The sequence below is a fragment of the Streptomyces viridifaciens genome (assembly GCF_001888885.2).
Classification (GTDB): Bacteria; Actinomycetota; Actinomycetes; order Streptomycetales; family Streptomycetaceae; genus Kitasatospora; species Kitasatospora aureofaciens.
Window position 1 is genome coordinate 7406765 of the sequence record NZ_CP090841.1, and the last position, 15909, is coordinate 7422673.

A 15909-nucleotide genomic window follows, 5' to 3' on the forward strand; every position below is an offset into this window, starting at 1 on the left:
CCGTGCGCAGACCGCGTAGGTTCGTCGTTCCCGTCCTCACCGCCTGTCTCGCCCTCGCCGGGGCGGTGGCCGCCGCCCCGGCGGGTTCTGCCGGGCTCCGCCCGCTGCCCGTACCGGAGGTCCAGTACTGCGCCGCCGTCCTCGGTCATCTGCCCGGCGCCGACGGCGTCCCGCCGGTGCTCGGCCGTGCCTGCTCACCGGACTCCGCCGCCGACGCGCTCGCCCGGGCCGACCACCGTCCCCGCACGCCGGAGCAGCCGGCCGACCGGACGCTGCTGTTGGAGGAGTACAAGGACATCAACTACGGCGGCGGCGTCGTCTACTCCTTCTACGGCGACGCCGGAGGCTGCGACTCCACCGGCTACCACCTGGTCAACTACTTCGATGTGGCGCTGAGCGTCTCCTCGATGAAGGGCTACCACAACTGCAACACCGTCCACCTCTGGTCGACGCTGGGCAAGGAGGAGACGCTGGGCCTGCCGGCCTCCTACCTGGGGCCGGACTTCAACGACGCGGTCCGCGAGTTGCAGGTGTTCCACAGCTGAGCGCTCAGCTGTCGCCGGCCGCCGGGGGAGTACGCCCCGGCGGCCGGTCCGGTGTTCGGCCCGACGCCGGGTCCGATGTCCGGTCCGACGTCGGGTGCGACGTCCGCGCGGCCCTCGGCCGGTCAGTAGGACTGCAGTTCGATCAAGCGACCCTCGGGGTCGCGCAGATGGGCGCTGCGCAGGGTGGGGCCCCACTCCGGGCGGTCGGTCGCCGGGGCGACGAGGGCGCCGCCGTGCTGGAGGCAGAGGGCGAGCGCCTTGTCCACGTCGTCGACCCGGAAGACCAGCATGGCGGCGTCCTGGGCGGGGGCGGTGGGCTGGGCGGGCAGCCCGTCGGTGCCCAGGGCGGCGGCCATCGAGCCGCGGTCGTAGAGCGCCAGGACGGCCTGCTCGTCGACGTCCCAGTTGGCGTACGGACCCTCGGGCGCGCCCTTGACCAGGTTGGCGCCGGTGAGCGCGGGCAGGACCGCGCGGTAGAAGTCGAAGCACTCGGCGAAGCGGGTGACGAGCAGGCGCGGGTAGAGGGCGTCCACGGTCGAACTCCTGGGATCGAAAACGGTGGGTCGGAACCCACTATAGGAAGAGACCCTAGAATTCCGCCATGGACTCCGAGACCCCCGCGCCGTCCGACGGACTCCCGCCGACCCTGCTGGAACTCAGCACCTTCCTGCTCGCCCGGATCGGCCGGACCGCGCGCGGCCGGCTCGGCGAGCAGCTGGCCGAACGCGGCCTGCGGCTCTGGGACATGGCCGTGCTCGCGGCGCTCGCCGACTTCGGGCCGCAGGCGCAGCGGGACCTGGTGCGGCGGCTGGGCATCGACCCGAGCGACCTCGCGAAGGTCGCCGATCAGCTGGGTGCGGCCGGGTACGTCGAGCGCAGCCGGGACCGGGCGGACCGGCGGCGGGTCTCGGTCTCCGTCACCGAGGCCGGGCGGGCGCTGCTGGCCGAACTGGAGGCGCGGGCCCGGGCGGTGCAGGACGAGGTGCTCGCGCCGCTGGACGAGGGGGAGCGGCGGGTGCTGCAGGGACTGTTGCGGCGGGTGAACGAGGGGGCCGCGCTGCGGCGCGGACCGGTGTGAGCTCAGGTGGTCGGCGGCGCGGGTCGGCGGGCGCCCGCGAACTCGCCCGCCCAGCGCGGGAGGTCGAGTACCTTCTCCACCCGCGCGACCAGCGTGCCGGTGCGCTCGGCGTGGATCATCGCGCCGTCGCCCGCGTAGACGCCGACGTGGTGCAGCGGGGCGTCGGGGCGGGAGAAGAACAGCAGGTCGCCGGGGGCGAGGGCGTCGCGTTCGACCGGAGCGCTGCGGTTGAACTGGGCGACGGTGTAGTGCCCGAGCTCGACGGTCCCGTGGCTGGCGCGGTACCAGCAGTAGAGGGACAGGCCGCTGCAGTCGAAGCCGACCGTGCTCTCGCCCAGGCACACGCCGTTGAGGTAGCCGTTGTCCTGGTCGCAGAAGCCGAGGCCGGGCCCCAGCCGGTCGCCGCCGCCCCAGGCGTACGGGACACCGATCTGCGCGGCGGCGACGGCGGCGACCCGCTGGCCCAGCGCGGCGGCGGGCTCGGACGGGCCTGCGGCGTGGGCGGGTTGGGCCGCCTGGCCGAGCGCCGGGACGATGCTCGCGCCGAGCGCGAGGCCGAGCACGCGGCGGCGTCCGACTCCGGAGGCCTGGTCGTGGCCGGGCGGTTGGGGCTCCATCGGTCGGCTCCCGGGTGGTGGTGGCGGCCTGTGCCGCGGCGCTGGTCGCCCTGTTGGCGTGGGCGGGCACCAGGATCGCGGTCCGGTGGCTCGGTCCGCCATCACCCGCACAGGTGAATCATGAGCACACGGGCCTTGGCGGGGCCGGGAGTTCGCCGGAAATCGTTTGACGCTCATTCGTGAGGGGCCAACGATGAGCGCGGACGTTCGGTCGCGATCCTCGGAGGGCCCCATGAGCAGCGCCGTCAAGCTGATCCGCAGCACCCGTCTGACCCCGGCCGTCGACTACGCCTACGCGGCGGTCGTCGACGCTCCGGCCCGCTCGCTCTGGCTCGCCGGGGCCTGTCCGCTGGACGAGGAGGGGCGCACGGTCGCCGTCGGCGACTACGAGGGCCAGACGCACCAGGTGATGCGCAATCTGACAACCGTGCTGGAGGACGCGGGCGCGGGGCTCACGGACATCGCCCGGACCACCGTGTACGTGGCATCCAGCGATCAGGCGGACCTGGTGAAGGTGTGGAACGTGTACCGGGAGTACCTGGGCGAGCATGACGCCCCCAGCACGCTGCTCGGCGTCACGGTGCTCGGCTACACCGACCAGTTGGTGGAGGTGGAGGCGGTGGCCGTGCTGCCCTGACGGCGGTGGTCGACCCCGGCGTTCGGTCGGCTGCCGTCCGGTCCGGTGCCGTTCGGACGGGTGCTGCTCAGGAAGAGGCGCCGGCGAGCAGGGCATCGAGCTTCCGGTAGCCCTCGACCACGCCATGCTCCATTCCGCTGGCCAGGATCGCGTCCCGGGCCGCCAGGCTGTCGACCACCGACAGCACGGTGACCCGGGTGCGGCCCTCGCCGACGGCTTCGAAGACGGCGGTGTCCAGCGAAACACCGTCCGGCACGCCCTCGAAGGTGAAGGTCTGGACGAGCCGGGTGGCCGGCCGGACTTCGTGGAAGGACCCGTAGAAGGCGGCGACCTCCTGGCCGTCACGGTGCATGGAGTAGCGGTAGTGGCCGCCGGTGCGGCCGTCCCAGTCGTCGATCTTCATGTCGAGGTCCTCGGGGCCGAGCCACTGGGCGACCAGCTGGGGCTCGATCCAGGCCCGGAACACCCGCTCCTGCGGGGCGTCGAACTCGCGGACAATCCGGATGGTGGGCAGCGTCGGGTCCGCTTCGATCCGGGTCTCGTGGGTGGAGGTGGAGGTCATGACGGGGCTCCTCGAGTGGGGTCGGGGCGGGGTCGGGTACCAGCGTTCACCGGACCGGTCGGGTCCGGGGGCGGGGTCGGGGGCGGGGTCGGGTGAGTGTCCGGTGCCGGGTGGGCGTCCGGGGTCGCGTCTGCTGCGGCGCCCGGGGCGGTGTCGCGATCGCCCAGGGCGGAGAGCACGGCGTCCAGGCGGCTGAAACGTGCCTCGGCCTGGCGGCGGTAGCGCTCGATCCAGCTCGTCATCAAGTCGAACACCTGCGGCTCCAGGTGGCACGGCCGTCGTTGGGCGTCCCGGCTGCGGCTGACCAGCCCGGCCTCCTCCAGCACCTTGAGGTGCTTGGAGACGGCCTGCATGGACATCGCGTAGGACTCCGCCAGTTCGCCGACGGTCGCGTCCCGGACCGAGAGCCGGGCGACGATGTCGCGCCGGGTCGGGTCGGCCAGGGCGACGAACGCCCGGGAGAGCTGGTCGACGGCCACGGCACACCTCTGTTCATCCTCAACCGTTTGGTTGAGAACAACGGTACTCCGGCCTCGCCGCGTATTCAACCAATTGGTTGCGGGGGGTCGGGGGCGCGTCCCGGGTGGGTTTCGGGTTCCTGATGGGTGGCCGGCGATCAGAAACCGATCATTCGGTTTCTGATCCACAGGGCTCGGTGGAAGGAGTGGGGGTCGGCGGATTGCCCGGAAGGCCCGGATTCCGCTTGACCGAAGAGGGGCTGACGGACCGTGGGGGCGGGCCAAGCGGTGGGGTGGGTGGAGGGGCCGAGCGGGCTGATGGCCCGACATTGCTTGTAGCCCGTCGGTGGCCCGCAGCTAAGATACGGGGTGTTTGGTTTTGTTTCCGGGGCTCAGGGCGGGGTGGTTGCGGTGGTACGGCAAGAACGGGCGCTCCGGACGCGTCGGCTGATCCTGGAGGCTGCGGCGACGGTCTTCGACGAGTTCGGGTACGAGGGCGCCACCATCGGGGAGGTGGTCTCCCGCGCGGGTGTGACGCGTGGAGCCGTGTACTTCCACTTCGCCTCGAAGCGGGAACTCGCGCAAGGTGTCGTCGAGGAACAGTTCGTCCAGGACGGCGTGCCGGAACGCAGCTGCAAACTCCAGGAGTTCGTGGATACCGGGATGACGGTCGCGCACCTGATGCCGCGTAACCCGCTGCTCAGCGCGGGCGCTCGGCTCTCGCTCGGTCAGGACGCGTCCGACGACTTCGGCGGCGGGGCGATCCCCGGCTGGATCGGCCGGATGGAGGCGCTGCTGGTTGCCGCCGGTGAGCGCGGCGAGTTGCTGCCGCACGTCGTTCCGGCCGACACCGCGTGGCTGGTCACCGCCGCCTGGACCGGAGTTCAGATCCAGTCGCAGAAGCTCTGTGGCCGGGCCGACCTGGAGCGGCGGGTTTCCGGTCTGTTCCAGCACCTGATGCCGAGCGTCGCGGTGCCCGGCGTGCTCGGCTCCCTGCAGATGGGCCCGGACCGCGGTGCCCAGGTGGTCACCGAGGTCGCGGCGGCCCGGGCGGCGTGGGAGGGCGGCGGAGGGTCGTCGGCGAAGTCGCGGACCGGGGGCGAGGTGGTCGTGAACGGGGCCGGTGCGGGCTGACCGAACCCGTCCCGAGTGGCTCGGTTCCGGACGGAAGCGCCCCGGGGCCACGGGGATCCGAGGCCGCCTTCGCCTTGCCCGGGGGTAGGCCGTCTGCTCGGCGAGGCGCTCGCCGTGCGGGGCGGCCCGGTCTTCGCCGATGTCCCGGTCGGCGGTCACCGTCTCGTCCCGCCGGGCAGCTCCGGCGGGCGCCGCAGCGGGCCGATGGCGCCGCAGCTCGCCCAACCCGGCCCGCCCGCGGCGGACGGGTCGAATGATGCTCCTATGGGCTGTCAAGCGGCGGTGAGCCAGTCGCGGTAGGCGATGGCGAGGTCGTCGTCTCGGCGGATCCCGCGTTCGAGGGCTGAGATGGTGGTCGGCCAGACCCCGAAGTGGTGGGCCACGGCGGTGAGGGTGATGTTCTTGGACTGCCGCAGGGGTCGCAGGTCGGCGATGCCGGGGACGGTGACCGTAGTCGTCAGGCAGCGGAACATCTCCCGGGCGATGGCTCGTTTCAGGAGCCGGATGATCTCCTTCTTCGTCCGGCCGGCGTCGGTCTGTCGTGCCACGTATTCGCGGGTGCGGGAGTCGCTGGACATGCGGACCAGGGCGATGCGGTAGAGAGCGGCGTTGGCTGCCCGGTCACCGCCTCGTGAGAGGCGGTGCCGGTTGGTCCTGCCGCTGGACGCGGGGACCGGTGCGGCTCCGCAGAGCGCGGCGAAGGCGGCCTCGGTGCGCATGCGTTCGGGGTTGCCGCCGGCGGTGATCAGCAGCTGGGCGGCGGTGTCAGGGCCGACTCCGTAGGCGGCCCGCAGGCCGGGGTTGTGGACGCTGACCTCGGCATCCAGGGCCCGGGTCAGGGCCTCGTGCTCGGCGGTGAGCTCCTTGGCGCGTCGGGCGAGGCTCTTCAGCGCGGTGAGGACCGCGACGTGGACCGCGTTCCCGGCCGGCCGCAGCCGGGCCAGGGCGTCGGTGCGCTCCGCCGCCTTGAGCCGCCCGTACTTGGCACGGATGGTCTCGGGCGCGGTGATGAGGAGGTGGCCGATCTGGTTGAGGGCGGCGGTGCGTGCCTTGACGGCGGAGCGGGCTGCGTTGTGCAGGGCGCGTATGCCGGCGACAGTGCCGTCCTTGGGGGCGCTGGAGGCGCGTCCGGACAGGGCGGCCCGGGCGGCAGCGTAGGCGTCGATGGGGTCGGACTTGCCGATGCGGCGGCGTTCGGCCCGGTCGGGCCGGTTGACCTCGACGACCCGGTGCCCGTGGGAGCGGGCAGCGCGGGTGAATCCGGCTCCGTAGGAGGACGTGCCCTCCACGCCGATCGCGAGCACGTGACCGTGGGCGCCGAGGAAGGCCAGGGCCGCGGCGTATCCGGCAGCGGTGGTGGTGAACTCGGCGTCCGCGAGGTGGCCGCCGTTGTCGCTGATGACGGCGACGTGGAGGGTGTCGGCGTGGGAGTCGACCCCGCCGAACACATCCTGGCCCGCCGGGTCTTCTACGACCGCTGATGTCATGCTGATGACGCCTTCCCAACCGGAGGTTGGCGCCGGCCGGGTGGCGCAGACAGGACATTGAGGGGGCTTCTGGACCAAGCTCCTATCAGGTCATGTTCCGCCCGGCCGGAGCCATGAGAACAGGTCCCGGCGGCCGGACAGAACAATCGGAAGACAGCCCAGCAGGGCGTCAGTCAGTGCCCGAGTCACGACCACCGGAACCTGAGTATCAGCATCAATGTCAGTGCTGCTCGCCATGATGACGGTATGAAGGACGCAGCCACCACGGCCATCCCCGCCGCCCTCGCCTCCCCGGAGGCCTACGCCGACGCCGTCGCCACCGCCGTACGGGCCGCCGCGGCGTACTACTCCGACGGTTCCACCGCGCTGGGGGACGACGAGTACGACGCTCTGGTCCGGGCGGTCGAGGCCTATGAGCGCGAGCACCCCGACCAGGTGCTGCCGGAGTCGCCCACCGGCAAGGTGGCCGGGGGAGCGGCGGTCGGCGACGTCCCGCACAGCACGCCGATGCTCTCGCTGGACAACGTCTTCTCCGCCGAGGAGCTGGAGTCCTGGGCTGCCGGGCTGGAGCGCCGGCTCGGCCGGCCGGTCGCCGCCTGGTGTGTCGAACCCAAGCTGGACGGTCTGGCCGTCGCCGCCCACTACCGGGAGGGCCGGCTGTACCAGGTGCTCACCCGGGGTGACGGCCTGGCCGGGGAGGACATCACCCACGCGGCCGACGCCGTGCTCGGCCTGCCCGCCCGGCTCGCCGAGCCGCTCGACGTCGAACTGCGCGGCGAGGTGCTGCTCACCCACGAGCAGTTCGAACAGGCCAACGCGGTGCGCACCGCCCACGGCGCCACCCCCTTCGCCCACCCGCGCAGCGGCGCCGCGGGCACCCTGCGCGCCAAGGACCGCCCCTACCGGATCGAGCTGACCTTCTTCGGCTACGACGCCCACGGCCTGCCCGTCCTCGGCCACGTCGAACTGCTCACTCGCCTCGCCGAACTCGGCGCCAACACCGCCGCCAGCACCCACGCCGCGCCGCTCCGCTGCGCGACCCTCGCCGAGGCCGAGCAGCGGATCGAGGAGATCGCCGCCCTGCGCGCCGCGCTGCCGTTCGGGATCGACGGCGTGGTGGTCAAGGCGGACGCGGTCGCCGACCAGGAAGCGGCGGGTTCCGGCTCCCGGGCGCCGCGTTGGGCGGTGGCCCGCAAGCTCCAGGCCCATCACAAGGTCACCCGGCTGCTCGGGGTGGAGTGGAACGTCGGCCGCACCGGCATCATCGCGCCGCGGGCGGTGCTCGACCCGGTGGTGATCGACGGCGTCACCGTCACCTACGCGACCCTGCACAACCCCGCGGACATCGAGCGCCGCGGGCTGATGATCGGGGACCAGGTCTTCGTCTACCGCGCCGGGGACGTCATCCCGCGGGTGGAGGCGCCGCTGGTCGACGAGCGCACCGGCGCCGAGCAGCCGATCGCCTTCCCCGAGGTCTGCCCGCGCTGTGGCGACGCCATCGACCGCGCGGAGCAGCGCTGGCGCTGCGTGCGCGGCCGGGGCTGCCAGGCCGTCGCCTCGGTGATCTACGCGGCCGGGCGCGACCAGCTCGACATCGAGGGCCTCGGCGGCACCCGGGCTGTGCAACTGGTCGAGTCCGGACTGGTCGCCGACCTCGCCGACCTGTTCACCCTGACCAAGGAGCAGTTGCTCACCCTGGAGCGGATGGGCGACACCAGCGCCGACAAGCTGCTCGCCGCCATCGAGACCGCCCGCGCCCGCCCGCTGAACCGGGTGTTCTGCGCGCTGGGCATCCGGGGCACCGGGCGGACGATGTCGCGCCGGATCGCCGCGCACTTCGGCAGCATGGCCGCGATCAGGGCCGCCGACGCCGTGGCGCTGGCGGGCGTGGACGGCATCGGGGTGGAGAAGGCCGCCGTGATCGTCGCCGAACTCGCCGCGGTGGCAGAACTTTTGGACCGGCTGGTGGAACAGGGCGTGGGGACGCAGGTGTCCCGGCCGGTGTTCGCGGCGCCAGCGGCCGACGTCGCTGCGGCCGTCACCGGCACGGCCGTCATCGGCGAGGGAGTTACGGGCGAGGGGATCGCGGACGAGGGCGCCACGGCCGGCGGCGCGGCGGCCGGTCCGCTGGCGGGGAAGAGTGTCGTGGTCACCGGCAGCATGACCGGGGCCCTGGCCGCACTCTCCCGCAACGAGATGAACGAGCTGATCGAGCGCGCGGGCGGCAAGGCGTCTTCCTCGGTGTCCAAGCGCACCAGCCTGCTGGTCGCGGGCGAGAAGGCGGGCTCCAAGCGCGCCAAGGCGGAGGAGCTCGGGGTGCCGATCAGCAGCCCGGAGGAGTTCGCCGTCCTGGTGGCCGACTTCCTCGGCTGAGCCACCCGCCGAGCCCGCGGCCGCGACGCAATGGCCGTGATGCCACGGCCGTCACGCCACGGCCGTCACGCCACGGCCGTGATGCCACAGCCGTGACGCCACGGCCACCGAGCCTTGGCCGGGGCGCCTCGGCCAAGGCATGCGGGGGTTGATCACGGCCGGGGCGGGTGCGGTAGGGTGACCGACGCTGAACACGACCGCGAGCCAGGGAGGTGAGACCCATTACCGGTATGTCCGAGCGGGTGCTCCCGGAGCGCGGCCGTGCGGGCGCACCGCGCGCGTAGCGCGGGCGCACCGACGCGGCGTCGGCCCTGGCGGGAGCCCTGACGGAGTCCTCCGTTCTCCTCCCGTCCTCCCCAAGGGGTCCCCTTGCCCGTCTTCGTCTCCGCCGCTCTCCGTTCCTCCGTCGTCTCCCAACTGCGCTCCGCCGGCTGCGTGTTCGCCGAGGACGAGGCGCGCATCCTGCTCACCGCCGCCGCCACGACCGCCGAACTCGCCGCCATGGTCCGCGCCCGCGCCCAGGGCCGGCCGCTCGAACACGTCGTCGGCTGGGCTGAGTTCGCCGGTCTGCGGATCGCCGTCGACCCCGGGGTGTTCGTCCCGCGCCGACGCAGCGAGTTCCTGGCCGCCGAGGCCGCTCGACTCGCCGGACCCGGCGCGGTGGTGGTCGACCTGTGCTGCGGCAGCGGCGCACTCGGCGCCGCCGTCGCGGCCACCACCGGTCGCCCCGTCGAGCTGTACGCGGCCGATCTGGACCCGGTGGCCGTCCGCTGCGCCCGCCGCAACCTGGCGGGGACGGGCGCCCGGGTCTTCGAGGGCGACCTGTTCGCCGCCCTGCCCGACGCGCTGCGCGGCCGGGTCGAGGTGCTGATCGCCAACGTCCCGTACGTGCCGACCGGCGAGATCGAGCTGCTGCCGCCCGAGGCCCGGTTGCACGAGGCGAGGCCCGCGCTGGACGGCGGGACGGACGGGCTGGACGTGCTGCGCCGGGTGGCCGCGGCGGCGCCGCAGTGGCTGGCGGCCGGTGGCGCACTGCTGTTCGAGACCAGCGATCGGCAGGCGGACGGCGCGCTGGCGGTGGCGCGGGAGGCCGGTCTGGCGGCGGCGGTGAGCCGCGAGGAGGAACTGGACGCCACCGTGGTCACGGCGACCCTGGGCTGAGCCGCGGCGGATCCCGGAGGACCCCTCATCCGTCGCTCCGGCCACCGGACCCCCGTGCCGGTGGCCGGAGCGACGGTCGGTCGACCGTCCGACCGGGTCGACCGTTCGGCCGGTCAGATTTTGGCGCCGTACACGTGGTCGACCGGGATGGTGAGCAGCACCCGGCGGTCGGCGACCATCGACTCGCGGTACTCCGCCCAGTCCGGGTGCTCCCCGGCGGCCCGCCGGTAGTAGTCGACCAGCGCCTCGACCTCGGGCCCGTGCGGGTCGGTGCCCGGACCGGTGAGGGTGGCGACGCCCTCGGCGGTGGCCCATGACCGCCCGTCCGGCCCGGTCACCTCCAGGCTGACCCGCGGGTCCCGGCGCAGGTTGGCGGTCTTCGCCAGCCCCTCCCGGGTGGAGATCAGGATGACGTTCGCCTCGCGGTCGTAGAACGGCATGATCGGGGAGAGCTGGGGCCGTCCGTCCGCCTTGATGGTGGCGAGGATGCCGAGGCGGCTCTGTGCGAGCAGGGCGTGGGGGTCGTGATCAGTGGCGGTCATGCGAGCAATCATGGGGCCTCACACCGGTGTGAGGGTCAAGGCCGTGCAGGCGTGTTGTCCCCCGCGCCTGACGGATTCGGCGGTCGGCATGTACGGGGACGCGGCGCATCCGTGAGCGGTCGCGGGTAGTTCTCGCCCGCCGCCCGCCGCCCGCCGCCCGCCGCCCGCCGCCCGCCGCCCGCCGCCCGCCGCCCGCCGCCCGCCGTGCCGGTAAGCCGGTCAGTCGGTCAGTCGGTCCCGAGCTTGCGGACGGCCCCGGCGAGCGCCTCGGCCGTCCGCCGCACATCCGCCTCCGTGGTGCGCCAGTTGCTGAACGCGGCGCGCAGGGCGGGCAGGCCGGCGTAGCGGGTGGGGGTCAGGAAGGCCTCGCCGGAGAGCTCGGCGGCGAGGGCGGCGAGGCGCTCGGGGGTCGGGTCCTCGGCGAGGGTGAAGCAGACGACGTTGAGACGGACCGGGGCGAGCAGGCGCAGGCCGTCGATCGCCTCGATCGCCTCGCCGAGCGCGCGGGCGCCGGTGGTGCAGCGCTCCACGATCTCGCGGTGGCCGGCCCGGCCGTAGGCGCGCAGGGTGAACCAGGCGGCCAGGGCGCGCAGCCGGTGGGAGTTCTCCGGGGTGAGGTGCACGAGGTCGGGGTGCTCGCCGATCGGGCCGAGGTAGGCGGCGGCGTTCTGGAAGACCCGGGCCTGGAGGTCGCGGCGGCGGGTGAACTGCACGGCGCTGTCGTAGGGCACGTTGAGCCACTTGTGCAGGTCCACGCAGACCGAGTCGGCCCGGTCCAGCCCGGCGACCAGCCGCGCGTGCTCCGGGGAGAGGGCCGCGAAGGCGCCGAAGGCCGCGTCGACGTGCAGCCAGAAGCCGTACTGCTCGCGGAGCGCGGCGATCGCGCTCAGGTCGTCGAAGTCGACCGTGTTGACGGTGCCCGCGTTGGCGACCACGATGCACGGGCCGTCGGCCTCGGCGAGCGCCCGCTCCAGCGCGGCCACGTCCACGGCCTCCCGGCCGGGCAGGGTGGGGACGACGGTCAGCGCGGCGCGGCCGAGGCCCAGTACGGACAGCGCCTTGGACACGCTCGAATGCGCGCTGCCCGACAGCACCCGCACCCGGCCCAGCGCGGCCACCCCGTCCTCGGCCACGTCCACCCCGAGCCGCTCGCCCAGCCACTCCCGGGCGACCGCCAGGCCCACGGTGTTGGACATGGTGGCGCCGCTGACGAAGGCGCCGCTGTGCGCGGAGGAGAGCCCGAAGAGCTCGCGCAGCCAGCCGACCGTCTCCCGCTCCAGGTGCTGTCCGGCCGGGTCCAGCGAGGAGTTGGAGTTCTGGTCGGCGGTGGCGGTCAGCCAGTCGCCCACCAGTGCGGCCGGGGTCGCCCCGCCCGTCACGAACCCGAAGTAGCGCGGCCCGGTACTGGCCGACAGCCGGGGTTCCCAGCGCTCGTCGAACTCCGCCAGGGCCGCCCGCAGGCCCCCGCCGTTCTCCTGCAGCGGGCCTGCCGGCGTGGGCCGGTCGGCCTGCCGCGGGATCACCGGCCGGTCGTCGAGCCCGGCGAGGAAGCCGACCGCCCGCTGCCGGGCCTCCTCCAGGAGGGCGGGCAGTTGGTCGAGGTCGGAGGCGAGGTCGGGGTGCATGGGGTTTCTCCGTTGATCGGTTGTCAGGCCGAGGGTAGTGGCGCGCGGAGATCGTGTCGCGGGCCAATCCGCGGTCGGTGGCCTGGGCGTCCCGGGTGGGCGTGTGCCTGGTGTGGGCCCGGGGGGTGGGGACCGCTCGCCGGTGGTAGCGGAGCGTGAGGATTCCTCCGCCGCGGTTGGGGCACGCGCGATGCGACCGAGGAACCGGCACGAGGCGAGGAGGTAACGGTGAACGACATCGCGCAGGGAGGCGCCGGAGGTGTGCCGCTGCACCACGGCTCCGAGGAGGACGGCAGCACCGATCCCCGGGCTCCGGGTGTGACCGGCCGGGACGATGACGGATCGGGCGGCTCCGGCGGGTCAGGGACGACCGGTGGGTCCGGTGCGTCCGGACAGGCGCCTGAGGACCCGGTCGAGGACCAGGGGGACGCGACCACCGCGCAACCCGGCCGGGCGCGCCGGCTCGGGCCCGACGAGTCGGGGGAGACGGAGGTGTCGGACGACGCGTGATCCGGTCGTCGGACGCGTCCACCGCCGCCTGGCGGCCGGGGTCTGCGGACCCCGGCCGCCAGGCGCCCGAGTGTGTGCCGCGTGTGTCGCGTCCGCTCCGCGCCGGGAGGGTTTGGCGCGTCCTCGCGGCGGTACACGCGCCCCGGGGCGGCTTCGGACACCGGACCGCACCGGCCGCTCCGTGCCGAGAACCGTCCGGTCGACTTCGGGAGGACCCTGTGATCGTGCCCCGCGTAGTGGCCCGGCCGTCCGCAGCTCCGGCGGCGGTACGAGACGGGCGTGTGCGTCGTGACGGCTACGCCCGGCTGAGCGCCGCCGATCTCGGCATCGACACCGAGACGTTCGCGACGGACTTCGAGGGCCTCACGGACGCCTGTCGCGACCTGCCCCCGGACCCGTACGCACGGCGGACCAACCGGTTCCGCCGCTACTCCCACGCCGTCCACCTGCCCTGGACCGGGGAGCTGTCCTACGTTCCGGGCGCTCCCGACGACGAGTTCGGCACCGCCACCGAGTACTGGCAGGACGAGCACAACCCCGAGTACCCGCGGATGCGCCGTCGGTTGCCCGACATCCCGCCCGCCCTCCACGGCAACCGACTGCTGGACGCCCTGATCCGTGCCGATCTCGACCACGCCCTGTGGCTGGAGGACCTGCACCGCGTCCCCGTCTACGTGGGTGTCCACCTGATCGCGCTCGCCGTGCGTGACCGCGAGCAGGTCGCGGTGTCCTCGCCGAACTGCCTGCACCAGGACGGTGGTTCGCCGGCGACGTTCACCTTCGCCCACCTCCTCGGGCGGCGCAACGTCGAGGGCGGCGAGAACGTCATCGCCACCCCGGAGAGCGCCGGTCGGCAACCCGACGACCTGCCCCCGGGGGCCGTCCACGACCGGTTCTTCCTGACCGAGCCCCTGGACGGCTACGGTGTGCACGACCAGCGGGTCAGCCACTACGTCGGCCCGGTCCGTCTCGGTGACGAGGAGGGCGACGGGCGGCGCGAGATCCTCATCGTCGGCATCGCCCCGTACGAAGCCGGGCTGTAGCCGGGCGCGCCCGTTCCCGCGGCAGGGTCGGGCCCGTTGTCAGACCTGCCCGCTAGCCTCCGAACGGATGTCCCGGAACGGAACGGACGGAACGGACGGAACGGCCGGGGCGGACGGGAGGGACGGGGCACATGGGAGCGAAGACCGGGGTGTCCGAGGACCGGCCGGTGCCGCTGGTCTGCTGCTGGCTGGCGTGGATCGCGGTGAACACCGGCGACCAGGCCGAGGTGATGGACCTGTTGGGACTGTCCGCGCCGCTGCCGGTGTCGTTCGAGGTCGGGGTCGACACGGTGGACGGCGACGGCCACCCCTTCTCCGACGACGATCCGCACGACGGCTTCCGCCGGGTGTTCGTCACGCCGGAGCTGGCCGGGTGGACGCTGGTGGCGGGAGCCTGGTGCGATCCGGTCGACGCCGAGCGGGCCGCGGACGTCCTGGCGGCCTGCGAGCGGTTGAGCGCCCGCTACGGGCGGGCCCAGGCGTACTGGTACAGCGCGCAGAACGACGGCTCGGCCGTCCTGGTCGCCGAACAGGGCGTGGCCGTACGGCGGTTCGGCTTCGTCCCGGGCGAGGAGACGGCGCACCTGGAGCTGGGTGCGCCGTTGCCCTACGAGCAGCGGCGGCGTGCCGAGCTGGGGCTGCCCCCGCTCGCGGCGGGCCAGGTGGACCCCGAGGAGCAGGCGGACGACTGGGAGTGGGAGCTGCTCGAACTGGCACCCCGTCTGGCCGGGGAGTTGAGCCTCGACCCCGGGGCGATCGGACCGGACACGCCGGTACGGGGCACCGGCGTGCTGGCCCTCACGGAGTACGGGCGTCGGCTGGGCGTGGCCGAGTGACCGGAGCTGTCGGCGGGGCCGGTCAGCGCGGGCGTCGGGGCAGTTCGGCCTGCCGGACCGGCCGGGAGGTGAGCGCGTAGATCGCGCCGAGGCAGGAGAGGCCGCCACAGCCCAGGAAGACGGGCGCGGCGCCCCAGGCGCCGATGGCGGCGCCGACCAGGGGGTAGCTGAGCGGGGCGACGCCGACCATGGTGAGCATCACGACGGAGGTGACCCGGCCCAGGTAGGCGGGGTCGGCGGTGGTCTGGACGAGGGCGCCGTCCAGGCTGCCGAAGACGCCCGCACTCAGGCCGACGAACGCGGCGAGCACGGCGGCCGACCACAGCGCGGGGAGCGAGCCCATGGCGGCCGCGCCCAGGCTGCCGAGCAGCAGGGTGACGGCCATGGTCAGGCCGGCCCGGGGCAGCCAGCCGGCGACGGCGAGCAGGGCGGCGCCGGCGGCGGCGCCCGCGCCGAAGCAGGCGACGATCAGGCCGAGGCCGGACGGGCCCCAGCCCCGTTCGGCGTTGAGGAGCACCATGCCGACGTTGAGGGTGCCGATGAGGCCGAGTTCGCAGACGGCGCCGACCAGGACCAGCGGTCCGAGCAGGCGGTGGCGCCGGAGGTAGCGCAGGCCGTCGCGCAGCTCGGCACGGGCGGTGCCGGATCCACCGGGCGCGGCCCGGTCCTCGTGCGGCTCCAGGGGCCGGATCCGTACGGACAGCAGCAGGGGCAGCGACAGGGCGAACAGCCCGCCCGCGACGGTGAAGGCGACGGCCGGGCCGCCGAGGGCCATGGCCAGGCCGCCGATCGGCGGGCCGGCGATCTGGCCCAGGCGCATCGCGAGCGAGCGCAGACCGGTGACGCGGGCCAGCTGGTCGGGGCTGGTGAGGCGGGGCGGCAGGGCGCCGACGGCGGGGACGAACAGGGCGTCGACGGCGCCGAAGACCAGAGCCACCGCGATCAGCAGCCACAGGGCGGGCGTGGTCAGGGCGACAGCGGCGGCGATGGAGAGGATGAGCAGGCAGCGCAGCGCGTCGCTGCCGAGGATCACCCGCCGCGGGTCGAGGCGGTCGGCGACCACCCCTCCGCCGAGCATCAGCACCGCCCGGGGCAGCGCACCGGCGGCCATCACCAAGCCGAGCTCGGTGGGGCCGACGGTCTTCTGGGCCGACCAGCCGAGGGCGAGGAAGTAGACGGTGTCGCCGACCAGGGAGGCGGTGTAGGCGGTGAGCCAGCGCAGGACGTTGGCGTCACGGTGCGCGGGGAGAGCGGGGCGTACGGACGGTGCCGTTTCCAACGTGGCCATGGGGGCGGGCTCC

Annotated in this window: 17 protein-coding genes; 9 read left to right on the forward strand and 8 right to left on the reverse strand. The window is 73.9% G+C overall.

What is annotated here, in order from left to right; all coding sequences use genetic code 11:
* The first annotated feature begins 2 nt into the window (after positions 1-2).
* Positions 3-545 carry a hypothetical protein gene (locus BOQ63_RS40340; protein ID WP_030555592.1) on the forward strand — a complete coding sequence of 181 codons (543 nt, stop codon included), beginning with the start codon at positions 3-5 and terminating at the stop codon, positions 543-545.
* A 122-nt stretch (positions 546-667) separates the two neighbouring features.
* On the opposite strand, the gene BOQ63_RS40345 is transcribed toward BOQ63_RS40340, so the two are convergent.
* Entirely contained in the window at positions 668-1078 is a 411-nt protein-coding gene (locus tag BOQ63_RS40345; RefSeq protein ID WP_072655963.1) for a VOC family protein, read from the reverse strand.
* Between the two features lie 68 nt (positions 1079-1146).
* Between BOQ63_RS40345 and BOQ63_RS40350 the strand changes: the two genes are divergently transcribed.
* A complete protein-coding gene (locus BOQ63_RS40350; protein ID WP_046387336.1) occupies positions 1147-1623 on the forward strand; it encodes a MarR family winged helix-turn-helix transcriptional regulator in 477 nt (158 codons plus the stop codon).
* A gap of 2 nt (positions 1624-1625) precedes the next feature.
* On the opposite strand, the gene BOQ63_RS40355 is transcribed toward BOQ63_RS40350, so the two are convergent.
* Positions 1626-2240, reverse strand: a complete 615-nt coding sequence (locus tag BOQ63_RS40355; RefSeq protein ID WP_030285748.1) for a C40 family peptidase — start codon at positions 2238-2240, stop codon at positions 1626-1628.
* Positions 2241-2472: 232 nt separating this feature from the next.
* On the opposite strand from BOQ63_RS40355, the gene BOQ63_RS40360 reads away from it, so the two are divergent.
* Positions 2473-2877 carry a RidA family protein gene (locus BOQ63_RS40360; RefSeq protein ID WP_030285747.1) on the forward strand — a complete coding sequence of 135 codons (405 nt, stop codon included), beginning with the start codon at positions 2473-2475 and terminating at the stop codon, positions 2875-2877.
* Positions 2878-2944: 67 nt separating this feature from the next.
* Here the strand turns inward: BOQ63_RS40360 and BOQ63_RS40365 are convergent, their stop codons facing one another.
* Both BOQ63_RS40365 and BOQ63_RS40370 read right to left on the reverse strand, forming a co-directional pair.
* Positions 2945-3439 (reverse strand): SRPBCC family protein, encoded by a 495-nt coding sequence (locus tag BOQ63_RS40365; RefSeq protein ID WP_030285745.1) that lies wholly within the window; start codon positions 3437-3439, stop codon positions 2945-2947.
* Positions 3436-3918 (reverse strand): ArsR/SmtB family transcription factor, encoded by a 483-nt coding sequence (locus BOQ63_RS40370; RefSeq protein ID WP_079183975.1) that lies wholly within the window; start codon positions 3916-3918, stop codon positions 3436-3438. The genes BOQ63_RS40365 and BOQ63_RS40370 overlap by 4 nt, the downstream gene beginning before the upstream one ends.
* 390 nt (positions 3919-4308) lie before the next feature.
* Between BOQ63_RS40370 and BOQ63_RS40375 the strand changes: the two genes are divergently transcribed.
* The gene (locus BOQ63_RS40375) at positions 4309-5031 is read left to right on the forward strand and encodes a ScbR family autoregulator-binding transcription factor (RefSeq protein WP_072655965.1); all 723 of its coding nucleotides are present in this window, start codon (positions 4309-4311) and stop codon (positions 5029-5031) included.
* Positions 5032-5303: 272 nt separating this feature from the next.
* Here BOQ63_RS40375 and BOQ63_RS40380 read toward each other — a convergent pair whose 3' ends face one another.
* Positions 5304-6518 (reverse strand): IS110 family RNA-guided transposase, encoded by a 1215-nt coding sequence (locus BOQ63_RS40380; protein ID WP_072655681.1) that lies wholly within the window; start codon positions 6516-6518, stop codon positions 5304-5306.
* Between the two features lie 246 nt (positions 6519-6764).
* Here BOQ63_RS40380 and ligA point away from each other — a divergent pair, with 246 nt between their 5' ends.
* On the forward strand, positions 6765-8891 hold the full coding sequence (gene ligA / locus BOQ63_RS40385; RefSeq protein WP_072655966.1) for an NAD-dependent DNA ligase LigA: 2127 nt from the start codon (positions 6765-6767) through the stop codon (positions 8889-8891).
* A gap of 369 nt (positions 8892-9260) precedes the next feature.
* Entirely contained in the window at positions 9261-10052 is a 792-nt protein-coding gene (locus BOQ63_RS40390; protein WP_030285738.1) for a putative protein N(5)-glutamine methyltransferase, read from the forward strand.
* A gap of 113 nt (positions 10053-10165) precedes the next feature.
* Here the strand turns inward: BOQ63_RS40390 and BOQ63_RS40395 are convergent, their stop codons facing one another.
* Together BOQ63_RS40395 and BOQ63_RS40400 are read right to left on the reverse strand one after the other, a co-directional pair.
* Positions 10166-10594, reverse strand: a complete 429-nt coding sequence (locus tag BOQ63_RS40395; RefSeq protein ID WP_030285737.1) for a PPOX class F420-dependent oxidoreductase — start codon at positions 10592-10594, stop codon at positions 10166-10168.
* Positions 10595-10821: 227 nt separating this feature from the next.
* Complete coding sequence (locus tag BOQ63_RS40400) at positions 10822-12219, reverse strand: pyridoxal phosphate-dependent decarboxylase family protein (protein ID WP_030555588.1); 1398 nt, start codon at positions 12217-12219, stop codon at positions 10822-10824.
* A gap of 228 nt (positions 12220-12447) precedes the next feature.
* Between BOQ63_RS40400 and BOQ63_RS40405 the strand changes: the two genes are divergently transcribed.
* The 3 genes from BOQ63_RS40405 to BOQ63_RS40415 all read left to right on the forward strand — a co-directional run bounded on the left by BOQ63_RS40405 (position 12448) and on the right by BOQ63_RS40415 (position 14608).
* Positions 12448-12729, forward strand: a complete 282-nt coding sequence (locus BOQ63_RS40405) for a hypothetical protein (RefSeq protein WP_030279123.1) — start codon at positions 12448-12450, stop codon at positions 12727-12729.
* 281 nt (positions 12730-13010) lie between these two features.
* Positions 13011-13772, forward strand: coding sequence for a 2OG-Fe dioxygenase family protein (locus tag BOQ63_RS40410; protein WP_072655967.1), 762 nt, complete (start codon positions 13011-13013; stop codon positions 13770-13772).
* A gap of 131 nt (positions 13773-13903) precedes the next feature.
* On the forward strand, positions 13904-14608 hold the full coding sequence (locus tag BOQ63_RS40415) for a hypothetical protein (protein WP_078867055.1): 705 nt from the start codon (positions 13904-13906) through the stop codon (positions 14606-14608).
* Between the two features lie 22 nt (positions 14609-14630).
* Here the strand turns inward: BOQ63_RS40415 and BOQ63_RS40420 are convergent, their stop codons facing one another.
* The gene (locus BOQ63_RS40420) at positions 14631-15896 is read right to left on the reverse strand and encodes an MFS transporter (RefSeq protein WP_030279129.1); all 1266 of its coding nucleotides are present in this window, start codon (positions 15894-15896) and stop codon (positions 14631-14633) included.
* Positions 15897-15909 lie beyond the last annotated feature (13 nt).